The following is a 14,454-nucleotide window of genomic DNA, read 5'->3' as shown; positions in this document are numbered from 1 at the left end:
TTGGGTCAGTTCCGCCAGGTGCGCGCGCCCGCGAAGCCCGCGACGCGCTCGGGCCTGCGCCACCGCGCCGACCGCCGTGGCACCTCTTCCGACACGACGACGACCGCCGCCCGCAACCGCAGGACGGCCGCCAACGCCGCCAGCTCCACCGGGTCGGGATCGCCCTTCTCCACGCGCAGCAGCAGTTCGGGGAGCGGGTCGGGCTCGCTCATCGCGCCACCTCCGGGTTGGGCTCGCGCTCGCGCACGGCAGCTGGTCGGCGAGCGGTGTCCGGCTTGGCGAGCCGTATCGCACCCACCACCGGGAGCCGCCGGTCCGCGGCCGTCATTGCGGCGGGTTGCCGTGCTTGCGGCGCGGCAGGTCGGCGTCCTTGGCTTCCAGCATCGCGAAAGCGCGGATCAGCACTTCGCGCGTTCGGCGCGGGTCGATCACGTCGTCCACCAGGCCGCGCTCGGCCGCGTAGAACGGGTGCGCCAGCTCGCTGCGGTACCGGTCGACCATCTCCTGCCTGGTGCGCGCGGGATCCGAGGACGCGGCGATCTCCCGGCGGAACACGACGTCCGCCGCCGCGTCCGCGCCCATCACCGCGATCTCGTTGGTGGGCCAGGCGTAGGCGAGGTCCGCGCCGATCGACCGCGAGTCCATCACGATGTACGCGCCGCCGTAGGCCTTCCGCAGCACCACGGACACCCGGGGCACGGTCGCGTTGCAGAACGCGTACAGCAGCTTCGCCCCGCGCCGGATGATGCCGTCGTGCTCCTGGCCCACCCCCGGCAGGAAACCGGGCACGTCCACCAGCGTCAGCAGCGGGATGTTGAACGAGTCGCAGAACTGGACGAACCGCGCGCCCTTCTCGCTGGCCCGGATGTCCAGCACCCCGGCGAGCACGGCCGGCTGGCTGGCCACGATCCCGACCAGCTGACCGTCCAGCCGGGCGAACGCGCACACGAGGTTCGGCGCCCACAGCGCGTGCACCTCGAAGTGGTGGCCGTCGTCGACGATCTCCTCGATCACGTCCCGCACGTCGTAGGACCGCGCGCCGTCCACCGGCACCACGTCGAGCAGCCCGTCGCCACGCCGGTCCACCGGGTCGTCACCGCGCACCACGGGCGGCAGCTCGCGGTTGTTGGCGGGCAGCATGGACAGCAGCAGCCGGACGTCGGCCAGGCAGCTCTCCTCGTCGTCGTAGACGAAGTGCGCCACGCCGGACGTGCCGCCGTGCACCTCCGCGCCGCCCAGCCCCTCCATGGAGATCTCTTCGCCGGTCACCGTGCGCACCACGTCCGGCCCGGTGATGAACATCTGCGAGATGCCCCGCACCATGAACGCGAAGTCGGTCAACGCGGGCGAGTACGCGGCCCCGCCGGCGCACGGCCCGAGCATCACGCTGATCTGCGGGATCACCCCGGACGCGCGCACGTTGCGCTGGAAGATGCCGCCGTAGCCCGCGAGCGCGGACACCCCCTCCTGGATGCGGGCGCCCGCGCCGTCGTTCAACGACACCAGCGGCGCGCCCGCCGCGATGGCCAGGTCCATCACCTTGTGGATCTTCTGGGCGTGGGCCTCGCCGAGCGCGCCGCCGAACGCGCGGAAGTCGTGCGCGTAGACGAACACGCGCCTGCCCTCGACCGCGCCCCAGCCGGCGACCACCCCGTCGCCGTGCGGGCGCTTGGCCTCCAGCCCGAACCCGGTGGCCCGGTGCCTGCGCAGCGGCTCCACCTCGGTGAAGCTGCCCTTGTCCAGCAACAGCTCGATCCGCTCGTGCGCGGTCAGCTTGCCCTTCGCGTGCTGCCGTTCGGTGGCACGCGGGTCGGCGCCGACCCTGCCCAGCTCCTTCACCGCGGCCAACTCGTCGATCCGGTCGACGTGGGTCCCCGGTTCGCGGACTGTCGTCATGCTTCCCCCGATCTCAACCCAGCAGGGTGCCGCCGCTGGCGTCGATGAACGCGCCGGTGATCCAGCGCGCGTCCTCCGTGGCCAGGAACGCCACCACGTTCGCGACGTCGTCCGCCTTCGCGACCTGCTTGAACGCCGACAGCTGCGACATCGCCTCGACGGCCTCCGGGATGTCGAACACGGGGCTGCCGTTGTCGGTGATGCCCGGCGCCACGGAGTTCACCGTGATGCGGCGCGGCGCGAGGTGGCGGGCCAGGTGCAGCGACAGCTGCTCGAGCGCGCCCTTGCTCATCGAGTACGCCAGCTGCTCCGGGTTGGCGACCCTCGTGACGCCGGACGAGATGTTGATGATCCGCCCGCCGTCGGCCAACGACGACGACGCGCGCTGCACGATGAAGAACGGCGCCTTGGCGTTGACCGCCATCAGCCGGTCGAAGTCCTCCGGCGTGACGTCCTCCGGCGCGAGCCCCGCCGCGGTCTGCGCCGCCGCGTTGTTCACCACGATGTCCAACGTCGTGGCGCCCGTGCGCTCGCGAAGTCCCCGCTCCAGGCCGAGGAACAGCTCGTGCACGTCGCCGGGCACGCCCAGCTCCGCCCGCACCGCGAACGCGCGCCCGCCGTCCTTCTCGATGAGCGCCACGGTCTCGGCCGCCGCCTCGTCGTTGCTCGCGTAGTGGACGGCGACCAGCGCGCCCTCCTCGGCCAGCCGCTGCGCGGTGGCCCGTCCGATGCCCCGGCTGGCGCCGGTGACCAGCGCGGTCTTGCCGTCGAGCTTGCCCATCGTGGTCCCCTCCTGAGGTGTGTCCTGTGGTGCGGGCGGCGTGCCCAGGCCGCTGACCATCCCGGCGAGGTGCGCCTGCACGCCGTCGAAGCGCATGAGCTCGCCGAAGATCTCGCGCAGCGGCTCCACCTCGGGACCGCCGAGCAGCAGCAGCGCCTGCGCCTGGATGTTGGTCACGGTCCGGGCGCCCGCGGCGTGCCGGACGGCGTCGTAGTGCTCCAGCGGTCCGTCGTCGCCGCCCGCGAGCCGGGCCGACAGCCGGTGCCCGAGCTCGGCGGCGTCCTGCAGGCCGAGGTTGAGCGCCTGGCCGCCGACCGGCATCTGCCGGTGCGCGGCGTCGCCCGCGAGCAGCACCCGGCCCCGCCGGTAGGTCGCGGCCTGCCGGCGGGTGTTGCCGAACGCGTTGAGCCACCTGGGTCGCCCGCCGCCGATGTCCTCGCCGGTGACCGCCGCCCACGCCTCGACCACCTCGGCGAACGTCGGCGCGCCGGTGCGCGGCACGGGCGTGGAGCCGAACACGTGCACCATGACGCGGGTGCTGCCGTCGGGCCAGCGGTGGGCGGTGGCCAGGCCGTTCGGGTGCCGTTCGAACCGCCGGTCCGGGAGGTCGACGCCCTCGACGTCGGCCCGCAGCATCTCCAGCGTGGCGTCCCGGCCGGGGAAGTCGAACCCGGCGAGCACCCGCACGGCGCTCTCCTCGCCGTCGCAGCCGACCAGGTAGGCGGCGGTGATCCGGTCCCCACCGGCCACCGCGACGACGTGGTCGTCGCGGTCGACGAGGTCGGTCAGCTCCCGGCCGCGCAGCACCCGCGCGCCCAGCCGGACCGCGCGCTCGCCCAGCACCTTCTCCAGGGCGGCCTGCGGGCACTTCCACTGCCCGGCGAAGCGGTGGCCCGGGTCGGCCGCGGTCAGGTCGAGCCGCAGGCCGCCGAAGTGGCCGGGGCCGCCCGGCGGCAGCCCGCCGAGCGCCTCCAGCACGCCCCGCTCGGCCAGCACGTCCATGGTGCGGGCGTGCAGGGTCGAGGCGCGGGACTCGGTGGTGGGCTCGGTCAGCCGCTCCAGCACGGTGACCCGCGCGCCGCCCGCGCACAGGTCGCCCGCGAGCAGCAGGCCGACCGGGCCCGCCCCCACCACGACGACGTCGGTGTCCATCCCGTCAGCGCCGCTGTTCCGCGTAGGCCTTGGCGTGGCCGAGCGTCGCCCGGCTGTTGTTGCCCAGCGCGTCCCGGACGAACGCCCTCGCCTCGGCCACGCCCGCGTCCGGTCCGAGCACCTTGGCGATGTTGTCCGCGTTGATGACCACGGTGTGCTGGGAGGACGCCGTGGTGACGCCGTTCTCGTCCTCCTCGAACGTCCAGTAGCCGGTGTGCAGGGTCATCAGCGCGGGCAGGGTGGTCTGCTTGTAGGCGATCTTGTGGTGCGGGAAGCAGACCCGGACCGATTCGGTGGTGTGCGAGGAGCCGTCCTTGGTGAGCGTCTCCATCCGCAGCACCTGCAAGCCCGGCGTGTCCTCGGTCAGCACCACCGACGCCACGTGCGGCAGGCGCTCGGTCCACCGGCCGGCGTCGTTGACGAAGTCGTAGACGTCCTTGGCCGCGCCGTCGACCGTGACGGTGTCCACGAAGGACAGGGTCAGCTCGGCGGTGCGGGTGGCCAGCTCGACGTTCGCCTTCAACGACGGCAGCTCGGCCTTGCTGTTGCGGTCCACCGCCTCGTCGATCCAGGCCAGCCCCTCGGGGTCGTCGTCGATCGCGCGGTAGCTGTGCAGCAGGCGCAACCGGGTCTGGTCGCCGTGCGGCTCGACGACCCAGGTGCCGCTCATCTCCGCCACCGGCGGCGACGACACCTCCTGCGCGAACGTGATGCGCAGGTTGTCCGGGTCGAGCTCCCGGCGCGAGGTCCAGTTCTTCGGCTCGCCGTTGGCCGTGGCCCAGATCCGGATGCGCTCGTGGTCGCCGTCGCGCTCCACGTAGTCCACGTACACCGAGGGCGGGAACAGCCTCGGCCAGTTCTCCACCTCGGCGAGCATGCGGTACACGTCCGCGGGCGGCGCCTGCACGGTGATCTCGTGCTCGACCTCGCGGACCGGGAAGCCGGTCATGGGTGTCCCCTCAGGTTGGTGTCGTCCGGGGTGGGTGCTGCTCAGAAGTTGCCCAGGCCGCCGCAGACGTTCAGCGCCTGCGCGGTGATCGAACCGGCCGGGTCGGAGGCCAGGTAGCCGACCAGGCCGGCCACCTCCTCGGGCGTGGAGTACCGGCCGAGCGGGATCTTGGCGGTGAACTTCTCCATGATCGCCTCCTCGGTGGTGCCGTACGCCGCCGCGTAGCCCTGCCGGACCCGTTGCGCCATCGGCGTCTCCACGTAGCCGGGGCAGACGGCGTTGACCGTGATGCCGGTCGGCGCGAGCTCGTTGCCCAGGGCCTTGGTGAACCCGACGACGCCGTGCTTGGACGCCGAGTACGGCGCGCCGAGCACCACGCCCTGCTTGCCCGCCGTGGAGGCGATGTTGATGATCCGGCCGCGGTCCTTGCCGCGCATGCCGCCGGTGGTGAGCACCTCGCGGGTGACCAGGAAGACGCTGGTGAGGTTGGTGGCGATGACGTCGAGCCACAGGTCGTCCTCGATGTCGGCGGTCACGCCGCCGCCGCTGCGGCCAGCGTTGTTCACCAGCACGTCGATCGGGCCGTAGCGGTCCACGGCGGCCTGCACGACGCGCCGGATGTCGGCCTTCTCGCGCACGTCGCCGGTCGTGCCGTCCACGTCGAGGCCCTCGTCCTGGAGGTCCTTGACGGTGCGCAGCAGCGCGTCCTCGCCGCGTGCGCACAGGAAGACCCGGTGGCCCTGCTCGGCGAGCAGCCGCGCGGTCGCCAGGCCGATGCCGCTCGTCGCGCCGGTGACCAGCGCGACCTTTCCGTTCCCGGTCATGGGTTTCCTTCCGGTTCAGACCGCTCGGGCGGCGAGGTGGGAGTTGACGAGGTCGACCAGCGCGCCGGGTGTGCGCGCGTCGGCCAGCGCGTCCTCGTCGAGGGAGATGCCGTACTCGCGTTCGATGCGGCTGCCGGTCTCCAGCAGCGCCAGCGACTCGTAGCCCAGCTCCTCGAAGTCGCTCCCGGCGATGTCGCCGTCGAGGTCGACGGCCTCGTCGGCGCCGGCGCCCTCGCGGAGGATGCGCTTCAGGTCTTCGATGGTGAACTCGACGGACATGGGTGGTTCCTCTCGGCAGTCTCAGGTCGGTTCGGGCGCGCGGACGACCACCGCGGAGTTGAACCCGCCGTGCCCGCGGGCGATCACCAGCGCGGCCCTCAGGTCCGCGCGGCGCGGCGCGCCGGTCACCAGGTCCAGCTCGTAGCGCTCGGACGGGCGGGTGTTGACCGTCGGCGGGATCACGCCGTCGCGCAGCGAGAGCAGCGCGGCGGCCAGGTCCAGCGGCGCGGCCCCGGAGTACAGCCGGCCCGTCCCGGTCTTCGGCGCGGTCACCGGCACGCCGCGCGGGCCGAAGACCTTGGTGATGGCCTCCGCCTCGGCCCGGTCCAGCTCGGGCACGGCGGCGGCGTCGGCGAACACCACGCCGATCTCCTCGGCCACGGCGCCCGCGTCCGCCAGCGCGCGGTGGATCGCCTTCTGCAACGTCGGCGCGCGGTCGCGGCCGGGCGCCGGGTCCATCGTGGACGCGTGGCCGGCGACCTCGCCGTAGACGTGCGCGCCGCGGGCGGTGGCGTGCTCCCGGTCCTCCAGCACCAGCAGCGCGCCGCCCTCGCCTGGCACGTGCCCGGCGGCGTCGTCGTCGAACGGCAGGTAGGCGCGGCGCGGGTCGTCGTGCTCGCTGAGCCGGCCGCTGGTCAGCTGCGCGACCCACCCCCACGGGCAGATCGACGCGTCCACCGCGCCCGCCAGCACCACCGACGTGCCGTTGCGGATCTGCCGGCGGGCCTGCGCCACCGCGTCCAGGCCGCCCGCCTGGTCGCTCACCACCACGCTGCTCGGGCCGCGCAGCCCGTTGCGGATGGAGATCTGGCCGCTGTTCACCGCGTAGAACCAGGCGAACGACTGGTAGGCGCTGACGTACTGGCCGCCCTTGCTCCACAACGCCCGCAGCTCGTTCTGGCCGAACTCGAACCCGCCGGAGTGGCTGGCGGTGATCACGCCGATGTCGTAGTCGGCCAGCGCGGACGGCACCAGCCGGGCGTCGGCGAACGCCCAGTCGGCGGCCACCAGCGCGAGCCTGGTCATCCGGTCGGTCTGCGGCAGCAGCCTGCCCGGCAGGTGGTCCTCGGCGACGAAGTCGCGGATCTCGCCCGCCAGCCGGGCCGGGTAGCCCGACGGGTCGAACCGGGAGATCCGGTCCAGCGCGCCGGCGCCGGCCAGGGTGTTGGCCCAGTAGGCGTCGACGCCGAGCCCGGTCGGCGCGGCCACGCCGAGGCCCGTCACCACGACGCTCACGGCCGCACCCGCCCCGGGTCGGCCAGCACCACGGCGCTCTGGAAGCCGCCGAAGCCGCTGCCCACCGACAGCACCGCGTCGGTCCGCCAGTCGCGGGCCACCAGCGGCACGTAGTCCAGGTCGCACTCCGGGTCCGGGCGGTGCAGGTTCGCCGTCGGCGGCACCACGTCGTGCTGCATGGCCAGCACCGAGGCGGCGACCTCGATCGAGCCGATCGCGCCGAGCGAGTGGCCGACCATGGACTTGATCGAGCTGACCGGCACGCGGTAGGCGTGCTCGCCCAGGCTGCGCTTGAACGCCGCCGTCTCGTGCCGGTCGTTCTGCCGGGTGCCCGAGCCGTGCGCGTTGACGTAGTCGATGTCCTCCGGGTTGAGCCGCGCCTGCGCCAGCGCGACCCGGATGGCCTCGGCCATCTCCCGGCCGTCCGGCTTGAGCCCGGTCATGTGGAACGCGTTGGACCGGGTCGCGTACCCGGCGACCTCGGCGTACACCGTCGCGCCGCGGGCGCGGGCGCTCTCCAGCTCCTCCAGCACGAACACCGCCGCGCCCTCGCCGAGCACGAACCCGTTGCGGCTCGCGTCGAACGGCCGCGAGGCGTGCTCGGGGTCGTCGTTGCGCGGCGTGGTGGCCTTGATCGCGTCGAAGCAGGCCACGGTGATCGGCGAGATCGGCGCGTCGGTGGCGCCCGCGACCATCACGTCCGCCGAGCCCTCGCGGATGACGTCGGTGGCGTAGCCGATCGCGTCCAGGCCCGACGTGCAGCCGGTGGAGACGACCGTGCTCGGCCCTTCCGCGCCGACCGCCCAGGCGACCTCGGTCGCGAACGAGCTGGGCGCCAGGTAGTTGTAGAGGTGCGGCACGGCGTAGCGGTGGTCGACCAGTTCCAGCCGGCCGCCGTCGCTGACCGTCCGGTACTCCTGGTCCAGGCCCATCGTCGCGCCGACCGCGCTGCCGATGGTCACGCCGACCCGGTCCGGGTCGATCGAGGAGAACTCCAGCCCGCTGTCCTCCACGGCCTGGCGGGCGGTGACGACGGCGAACTGCGCGGCCCGGTCCATGCGCCGGATCTCCTGCGGCCCGAGGCCGTGCAGCTCGGCGTCGAAGTCGACCTCCGCCGCCACCTGGGAGCGGAACGGCGACGGGTCGAAGAACGAGATGCGGCGGGTGGCGGTGCGGCCCGCGGTCAGCAGGTCCCAGAAGTTCTTCACGCCCGGTGAGCCGGGGGCGGTGACGCCGACCCCGGTGATCACCACTCGACGGTTGGTCACGGTGTGCTCCAGTGGTAGAACCGGCTCGCCATCGCGTCCGCGGGCGAGCGCCACGTCTTCGGGTCGTAGGCCTCGATGAACGGCTTCAGGTCTTCGCTGATCCGGACGAAGCGCGGGTCGTCCTTGGCGTCCTCGATGCGCCCGCCGCCGTTGTCGTCGTCGAAGTCCTGGAGGTGGAAGTACAGGCCGCGGTAGTGGAAGAGCTGCCGACGGCGGGTGCCCATGCGGCCCGGCATGTCGCTGCGGTCGAACTCGCGGAACAGCGACGCGACGTCTCCCGCGGAACCCGGGTCCATCCGTGCCACGATCAAGGTGCTGTGCATTGCCCCTCCTCCTGCGTCAGCCGGCCGGCCCGAACCAGCGGTCCAGGGCCGTCGGCAGGTCGTGGTGGCTGCCCGGCGCGGCCCAGGCCACGTGGCCGTCGGGCCGGACGAGGACCGCCGTGGTCCCGCCGGGCAGGTCGTCGGCCGCGGTCGCGGTGACGACGTCGATCCGGTCGGCCCAGGGAGCCGCCCGTCGGCGCAGGACGGCGTTGTCCGCGAGGTCGAGCAGGACGCCCCGGCCCCGGCGCAGCAGCTCCGCGCCGCTCGTGCGGTGGCGGCCCCGGGTCAGGTCGAGGTGGGGCAACCGCAGGCCCAGCAACGGGTTCGCGCCGCCGCCGACGTCGTAGCGGATGTCCAGGCCGCTCACCCGCGCCGCGAGGTGGCGTTCCACCTCGGGGTGGCGGAGCAGTTCGGTGAACACCTCGCGCAGCGGCGCGACCTCCGCGCCGCCGAGGATGAACATGCTCTGCGCGCGGGTGTTCACCAGCAGTTGGCGGCCGACCTCGTGCCGCTCGGCGTGGTAGGTGTCCACCAGGGACAGCGGGGCGGCGCCGTTGACCACGGCGGCGAGCTTCCACCCCAGGTTCACCGCGTCCTGGATGCCGGTGTTCATGCCCTGCCCGCCCGCCGGCAGGTGCACGTGGGCGGCGTCGCCCGCGAGCAGCACGCGGCCCCGGCGGTACTCGGTGACCTGGCGGGCCGCGTCGCCGAACGCGCTCACCCACACGGGCTCCGCGTGCGAGATGTCGGTGTCGGTGAGCCGTTTCCACACCTCCGCGACCTCGGCGAACGGTGGCGGTCCGCTGCGGCGGCGCGGCGGTGTGCCGCGCTCGCCGACGATGACGCGGGTGGTGCCGTCGGGCAGGCGGGCGGTCATCACCATGCCGCCGGGCACCTGCTCGCCGATCATGCGCGGCTCGATGTCGATGCCGCGCAGGTCGGCCATGAGCAGCTCGGTCGTCGCGTCCGTGCCGGGGAAGTCGAACCCGGCCAGCTTGCGCACGGTGCTGCGGCCGCCGTCGCACCCGACGAGGTAACGGGTCCGCAGCGTCTCCGAGGTGCCGCGCACGTGCACGGTGACCCCGTCGGCGTCCTCCTCGAACCCGACCAGCTCGACGCCGCGCCGGACGTCCGCGCCCAGCCGGCGCACCCAGCTCTCCAACACGGCCTCGGTGCGGTGCTGCGGCACCGTCTTCGCCGACTCCCGCGCCGCGCCGAGCACGCCGAGGTCCAGCGGGATGCCGCCGAAGTGCCCGAACGTGCCGGTCGCGATCCCGCCGAACCGCGGCAGCAGGCCACGCTGGTCGAACACCTCCATCGTGCGGATGGTGAACCCGATGCCGCGCGACTCGCCGGAGCGCTCGGGCAGCCGTTCGAGCACGACCACGTCGACGCCCGCCAACCTCAGCTCGCCGGCCAGCATGAGCCCGGCGGGCCCCGCGCCCACGACCACGACCGATGCGTACACAGTCCCCTCCCCTGGGGTGGACGGCTTCATTCGGAGACCCGGCAGACGACGGCGCCGGCGGCGACCGCGTCGCCCGGTTTCGCGGTGAGGCCGCGCACGACCCCGGCGCGGTGGGCGAGCAGCGGTTGCTCCATCTTCATCGCCTCGACGACCAGGACCAGGTCGCCCTCGCCGACCCGCTGGCCCTCCTCGACGGCGACCTTCACGGCGGTGCCCTGCATGGGCGACACCAGTTCGTCGCCCGTCGCGGCGGTCTTGCGGGCCGACGCGCGCGGCTTGCGGACCGCCGTGGCGACCGGGCCGCGCGGCACGGGCGCCAACGACGGCAGTGAGACCTCCAGGCGGCGGCTGCCGACCTCGACCACCACCGTCTCGCGCGGCGCGGCGGCGGGCCCGTCGTGCGGCTCGCCGTCGTAGGGCGGCACCCGGTTGTCGAACTCGGTCTCGATCCACCGGGTGTGCACCGCGAACGGCTCACCCGCGAACGCCGGGTCGTCCACCACCGCCCGGTGGAACGGCAGCGTGGTCGGCACGCCGTCGACCCGGAACTCGGCCAGCGCGCGGGCCGCCCGCCGCAGCGCCTGCTCGCGGGTCGCCCCGGTGACGATCAGCTTGGCCAGCAGCGAGTCCCACGCGGGGCGCACCACCGTGCCGGCCTCCACGCCGGAGTCCAGCCGCACGCCCGGCCCGGACGGCGGGTCGAAGCGCGTCACCTCGCCCGGCGCGGGCAGGAAGCCCCGCCCCGGGTCCTCGCTGTTGAGGCGGAACTCCAGGGAGTGCCCGCGCGGCGCGGGGTCCACGTCGTCGAGCCGCTCGCCGCGCGCGACCCGGAACATCTCCCGCACCAGGTCGACGCCCGCGACCTCCTCGGTCACCGGGTGCTCCACCTGCAACCGGGTGTTGACCTCCAGGAACGAGAGCGTGCCGTCCCGGGCGAGGAGGAACTCGCACGTGCCCGCGCCGACGTACCCGGCGTGCGCCAGGATCGCCTTGGACGCCCGGCGCAGCTCGGCGTCCTGCGCCTCGGTGAGGAACGGCGCGGGCGCCTCCTCGACCAGCTTCTGGTGCCGGCGCTGCACCGAGCAGTCCCGGGTGGAGACGACCACGACGGTGCCGTGCCGGTCGGCCAGGCACTGCGTCTCCACGTGCCGCGGCCGGTCCAGGTAGCGCTCCACGAAGCACTCGCCGCGCCCGAACGCGGCGGTCGCCTCCCGCACCGCCGACTCGAACAGCTCGGGGATCTCCTCGCGGGTCCGGGCCACCCTCAGGCCGCGGCCGCCGCCGCCGAACGCCGCCTTGATCGCGATCGGCAGCCCGTGCGCGTCGGCGAACGCGAGCACGTCCGCCGGCCCGGACACCGGCGCCGGTGTCCCCGCGACCAGCGGCGCGCCCACCTCGCGGGCGATGCGCCGGGCCTCGACCTTGTCGCCGAGCGCGCGGATCGCGGCCGGCGGGGGCCCGATCCAGGTCAACCCGGCGTCCAGGACGGCCTGGGCGAACCCGGCGTTCTCCGACAGGAAGCCGTACCCGGGGTGCAGGGCGTCCGCGCCGGAGTCCCGGGCGGCGGCGAGCACCTTGTCGACGTCGAGGTAGCTCGTCGCCGGGGTGTCGCCGCCCAGCGCGAACGCCTCGTCGGCCAGGCGCACGTGCGGCGCGTCCCGGTCGGGGTCGGCGTACACCGCCACGCTTTCCAACCCTTCGTCGCGGCACGCGCGGACGATGCGCACCGCGATCTCGCCACGATTGGCGATCAGCACTTTCCGCACGGCAGGACCCCCATCCCCGTTACGAACCACGACCGTGCCCGGGCAGCATTCAGCCACCCACGAAAGAATTGCGGAGCATTCGACCGGACGGTCAGCGCGAACCGTTGTCGCGCATGTTCTCGGCTATCCGCCGCAGCACGTCGTTGGCCGCGAGGAACTCCTCCTGCGTGATGCCGCGCAACTGTTTGTCGGCGTGCGCGTCGACCAGCACCTCGGCGCGCGCGTGCGCCTCGACGCCCGCCTCGGTCAGGGTGACCGCGTCACCGCGCAGCTCGACCCAGCCGCGGGCGGCGAAATCCTCGACGACCGGCCGGTAGGACCGTTCGCGGTCGGCGACCAGGAACGGCTCGAACGCCTCGTCGAGCTCCGGGACCGTGCCGACGCCGATGGCGACGGCGTGCAGCACCTGCCACTGGCGCCGGTTGAGCCCCACGTCCCGCAGCGCGGCGGTGGTCGCGGCGTCGAACGCCTGGTGCAGCAGGAGCAGCCAGTAGCCGATGCGCTTGGTGGTGTTCTGCTGGAGCATGGACCCTCCCCCTCGGGCGAACGCGGTCAGCGGCCGTGGCCGCGGTCGTGCGGGATCACCCAGTACGGCGTGAGCGTGATCCGGTCGAACAGCCAGCGGCCGTCCACCAGCGCGTACGAGTCGGTGAACTTGCCCGCGACCAGGTACGTCTCCCGGTCGAAGACGACCTTCTCCTCGAAGAAGCACACGCCGGTCGCCCGGTCGCCGTCGATCTCCACGTCGTGCCCGTGCACGAACTGCTTGACCAGCACCCCGGAGGCGACCGGGTTGTCCGCGTCGATCCGCGCGGGCAGCCCCGCGAAGTACGCCGCGATGGCGGCGCGGCCGTCGGCCCGGCCCACGTCGCCGTAGTCCAGGTGCGCGTCCTCGGTGAACAGCTCGCCGACGCTCCCCCACGCGTCGTCGTTGATCAGCCGGGGCAGGCGGTTGCGCAGCTCGTGCAGCGCGCGCGCTTGCTCCAACTCGTCGACGCGGGCGGCGAGCACCTTCACCTGGGTCGCCAGATCGGGTTCTTCGGCCATGGCTCGCGATACCCTTCGTCACATTCGTGAGGAGCGGAGCCGGTCCCCGACCACCACTTATCGGCATTGTCGGTGGGGGACACAACTCATTCATCCGAGATCGATGCTGGCACGGCCCCTTCGACACCGACAAGGGCGGCGACCGGATACTACGGTCGACCCGCAAAGTCCCGACCAATAATTTGTGACCCACGTCACCACCCTTTGTGTCCTCATGGGACACAGGACGGTCGGGGTAGTGCCTCAGGCGTCGTGCTCCAGTGCGGCGCGCAGCTCGTCGCGGCCGGTCACCCCGAGTTTTTCGTAGGTGTTGGAAAGGTGGAACTCGACCGTGCGCAGCGCCAGGAACAGTTTCGTCGCGATCTCTTTGTTCGAGTATCCTGCGACCACGAGCTCGGCGATCCGGGCCTGCTGGCGGGTCAGCGCCGGCCTGCGCGGCGGCGCGGCGACCGCGGCCAACGCGCGCTCGGCCAGCTGCACCCGGCGCGGGTTTCCGGTCTGCCGGGCCAGCGCGTGCGAGCAGTGCAGCCGTTGCCGGGCGGCCACCACGTCGCCGCGCGCGGCGAGCCGGATGCCCAGCTCGTACTGCGCCCGCGCCAGCTCGGGCCACGCCTGCGCCAGCTCCAGCAGCTGCCCGGCCTCGCTGAGGCGCTCGACCTCCTGGCCGTCGGCGTCCACGACGGCCAAGGCGCACAACGCCCGCCCGACCGTGCGGGACTCGCCCCACAGCACGGCGGCCTCGTACTCCTGCCGCGCGAGGGCGACGGCGAGTTCGTCCCGCCCGGCCGAGAACGCCGCCAGCGCCGCCTCGCTGCGCCACGGCGTCACCGCCGGGTTGGCCACGCCGCGCGCGATCAGCTCCCGGCCGCACCCCAGGTACTGGGCCACCGCGAGACCCGGCCGGCCGTCCGCCATCGCCACCGCGCCGCGCGCGGCGAGCAGCACCGGGCGGCACGCGACGCCGGCGTCCAGCGCCTCGTCGAGCCGGTGCTCCCGGGCCAGCGCGCGGGCGGCGGTCACGTCGCCGCACTCCGCCAGCAGCTCCACCGCCCAGCCGGCGGCGACCAGGCGGGTCTCGAGCGGCGTGCCGGCCGACATCAGCGGCCCCAGCAGCGCGTGCGCGCGGTCCACGTCGCCGAACAGCCGTGCGATGCGCGCCTGGAGCAGCGCCACCACGCCGGAGACCTCCGGCCGGTCGGCGTTGAGCAGGCTGTGCGCGTCGGCGGTGACCAATTCGCCGCCGTAGATCAACGTCGACAGCGCCCGCGCGACGCAGACCTCGCGGCTCCGACAGGCCTCGTCCTCCAACGCCTCTTCGGCGCAACGCATCGCGCCGACCCAGTCCCGCCCGACCACCAGCAGCCGCAACGCGCGATCGGCCGCGCACGGCTGCCCCGTGGCCGCGTCGACGTGCTCGACGGGCACGACCGCGCTCCGCCCCAACGGCAGGAAGGCTTCGAACAGC

14 protein-coding genes are annotated in these 14,454 nt (G+C 73.6%); all 14 read right to left on the bottom strand.

Going from position 1 to position 14,454, the window contains the following annotated elements:
* Positions 1–5: 5 nt before the first annotated feature.
* Positions 6–212, bottom strand: a complete 207-nt coding sequence (locus tag IOD16_RS13155; protein ID WP_201440270.1) for an acyl-CoA carboxylase epsilon subunit — start codon at positions 210–212, stop codon at positions 6–8.
* A 112-nt stretch (positions 213–324) separates the two neighbouring features.
* Entirely contained in the window at positions 325–1,896 is a 1,572-nt protein-coding gene (locus IOD16_RS13150; protein WP_201440269.1) for an acyl-CoA carboxylase subunit beta, read from the bottom strand.
* A 13-nt stretch (positions 1,897–1,909) separates the two neighbouring features.
* Positions 1,910–3,829, bottom strand: coding sequence for an SDR family oxidoreductase (locus IOD16_RS41220; protein ID WP_328809450.1), 1,920 nt, complete (start codon positions 3,827–3,829; stop codon positions 1,910–1,912).
* A 4-nt stretch (positions 3,830–3,833) separates the two neighbouring features.
* A complete protein-coding gene (locus IOD16_RS13140; RefSeq protein WP_201440268.1) occupies positions 3,834–4,778 on the bottom strand; it encodes an aromatase/cyclase in 945 nt (314 codons plus the stop codon).
* A gap of 41 nt (positions 4,779–4,819) precedes the next feature.
* Positions 4,820–5,602: a 3-oxoacyl-ACP reductase FabG gene (gene fabG / locus IOD16_RS13135; protein ID WP_123741984.1), complete on the bottom strand. Its 783-nt coding sequence runs from the start codon at positions 5,600–5,602 to the stop codon at positions 4,820–4,822.
* A 15-nt stretch (positions 5,603–5,617) separates the two neighbouring features.
* Positions 5,618–5,881 carry an acyl carrier protein gene (locus IOD16_RS13130; protein WP_123741985.1) on the bottom strand — a complete coding sequence of 88 codons (264 nt, stop codon included), beginning with the start codon at positions 5,879–5,881 and terminating at the stop codon, positions 5,618–5,620.
* Positions 5,882–5,902: 21 nt separating this feature from the next.
* The gene (locus IOD16_RS13125) at positions 5,903–7,117 is read right to left on the bottom strand and encodes a ketosynthase chain-length factor (RefSeq protein ID WP_123741986.1); all 1,215 of its coding nucleotides are present in this window, start codon (positions 7,115–7,117) and stop codon (positions 5,903–5,905) included.
* Entirely contained in the window at positions 7,114–8,385 is a 1,272-nt protein-coding gene (locus IOD16_RS13120; protein WP_123741987.1) for a beta-ketoacyl-[acyl-carrier-protein] synthase family protein, read from the bottom strand. The genes IOD16_RS13125 and IOD16_RS13120 overlap by 4 nt, the downstream gene beginning before the upstream one ends.
* Positions 8,382–8,708, bottom strand: a complete 327-nt coding sequence (locus tag IOD16_RS13115) for a TcmI family type II polyketide cyclase (RefSeq protein ID WP_123741988.1) — start codon at positions 8,706–8,708, stop codon at positions 8,382–8,384. Before IOD16_RS13115 ends, IOD16_RS13120 begins: the two co-directional genes overlap by 4 nt.
* Before the next feature lie 16 nt (positions 8,709–8,724).
* Positions 8,725–10,176: an FAD-dependent monooxygenase gene (locus tag IOD16_RS13110; protein ID WP_201440267.1), complete on the bottom strand. Its 1,452-nt coding sequence runs from the start codon at positions 10,174–10,176 to the stop codon at positions 8,725–8,727.
* A gap of 26 nt (positions 10,177–10,202) precedes the next feature.
* A complete protein-coding gene (locus IOD16_RS13105) occupies positions 10,203–11,942 on the bottom strand; it encodes an acetyl/propionyl/methylcrotonyl-CoA carboxylase subunit alpha (protein WP_201440266.1) in 1,740 nt (579 codons plus the stop codon).
* A 91-nt stretch (positions 11,943–12,033) separates the two neighbouring features.
* Positions 12,034–12,468: a MarR family winged helix-turn-helix transcriptional regulator gene (locus tag IOD16_RS13100; protein ID WP_201440265.1), complete on the bottom strand. Its 435-nt coding sequence runs from the start codon at positions 12,466–12,468 to the stop codon at positions 12,034–12,036.
* 26 nt (positions 12,469–12,494) lie between these two features.
* Positions 12,495–12,989: a nuclear transport factor 2 family protein gene (locus IOD16_RS13095; protein ID WP_201440264.1), complete on the bottom strand. Its 495-nt coding sequence runs from the start codon at positions 12,987–12,989 to the stop codon at positions 12,495–12,497.
* 243 nt (positions 12,990–13,232) lie between these two features.
* Complete coding sequence (locus tag IOD16_RS13090; RefSeq protein WP_201440263.1) at positions 13,233–14,414, bottom strand: helix-turn-helix domain-containing protein; 1,182 nt, start codon at positions 14,412–14,414, stop codon at positions 13,233–13,235.
* Positions 14,415–14,454: the final 40 nt, after the last annotated feature.

Origin of the sequence: Saccharothrix sp. 6-C (assembly GCF_016695385.1) — a bacterium.
GTDB lineage: Bacteria > Actinomycetota > Actinomycetes > Mycobacteriales > Pseudonocardiaceae > Actinosynnema > Actinosynnema texasense.
The sequence above is the reverse complement of the archived record's forward strand: the minus strand, read 5'-3'. Positions and strand labels throughout refer to the sequence as shown.

Coding starts and splice junctions, on each gene's coding strand:
- IOD16_RS13155 (WP_201440270.1), bottom strand. CDS start 212: ATGAGCGAGCCCGACCCGCTCCCCGAACTGCTGCTGCGCGTGGAGAAG.
- IOD16_RS13150 (WP_201440269.1), bottom strand. CDS start 1,896: ATGACGACAGTCCGCGAACCGGGGACCCACGTCGACCGGATCGACGAG.
- IOD16_RS41220 (WP_328809450.1), bottom strand. CDS start 3,829: ATGGACACCGACGTCGTCGTGGTGGGGGCGGGCCCGGTCGGCCTGCTG.
- IOD16_RS13140 (WP_201440268.1), bottom strand. CDS start 4,778: ATGACCGGCTTCCCGGTCCGCGAGGTCGAGCACGAGATCACCGTGCAG.
- fabG (WP_123741984.1), bottom strand. CDS start 5,602: ATGACCGGGAACGGAAAGGTCGCGCTGGTCACCGGCGCGACGAGCGGC.
- IOD16_RS13130 (WP_123741985.1), bottom strand. CDS start 5,881: ATGTCCGTCGAGTTCACCATCGAAGACCTGAAGCGCATCCTCCGCGAG.
- IOD16_RS13115 (WP_123741988.1), bottom strand. CDS start 8,708: ATGCACAGCACCTTGATCGTGGCACGGATGGACCCGGGTTCCGCGGGA.
- IOD16_RS13100 (WP_201440265.1), bottom strand. CDS start 12,468: ATGCTCCAGCAGAACACCACCAAGCGCATCGGCTACTGGCTGCTCCTG.
- IOD16_RS13095 (WP_201440264.1), bottom strand. CDS start 12,989: ATGGCCGAAGAACCCGATCTGGCGACCCAGGTGAAGGTGCTCGCCGCC.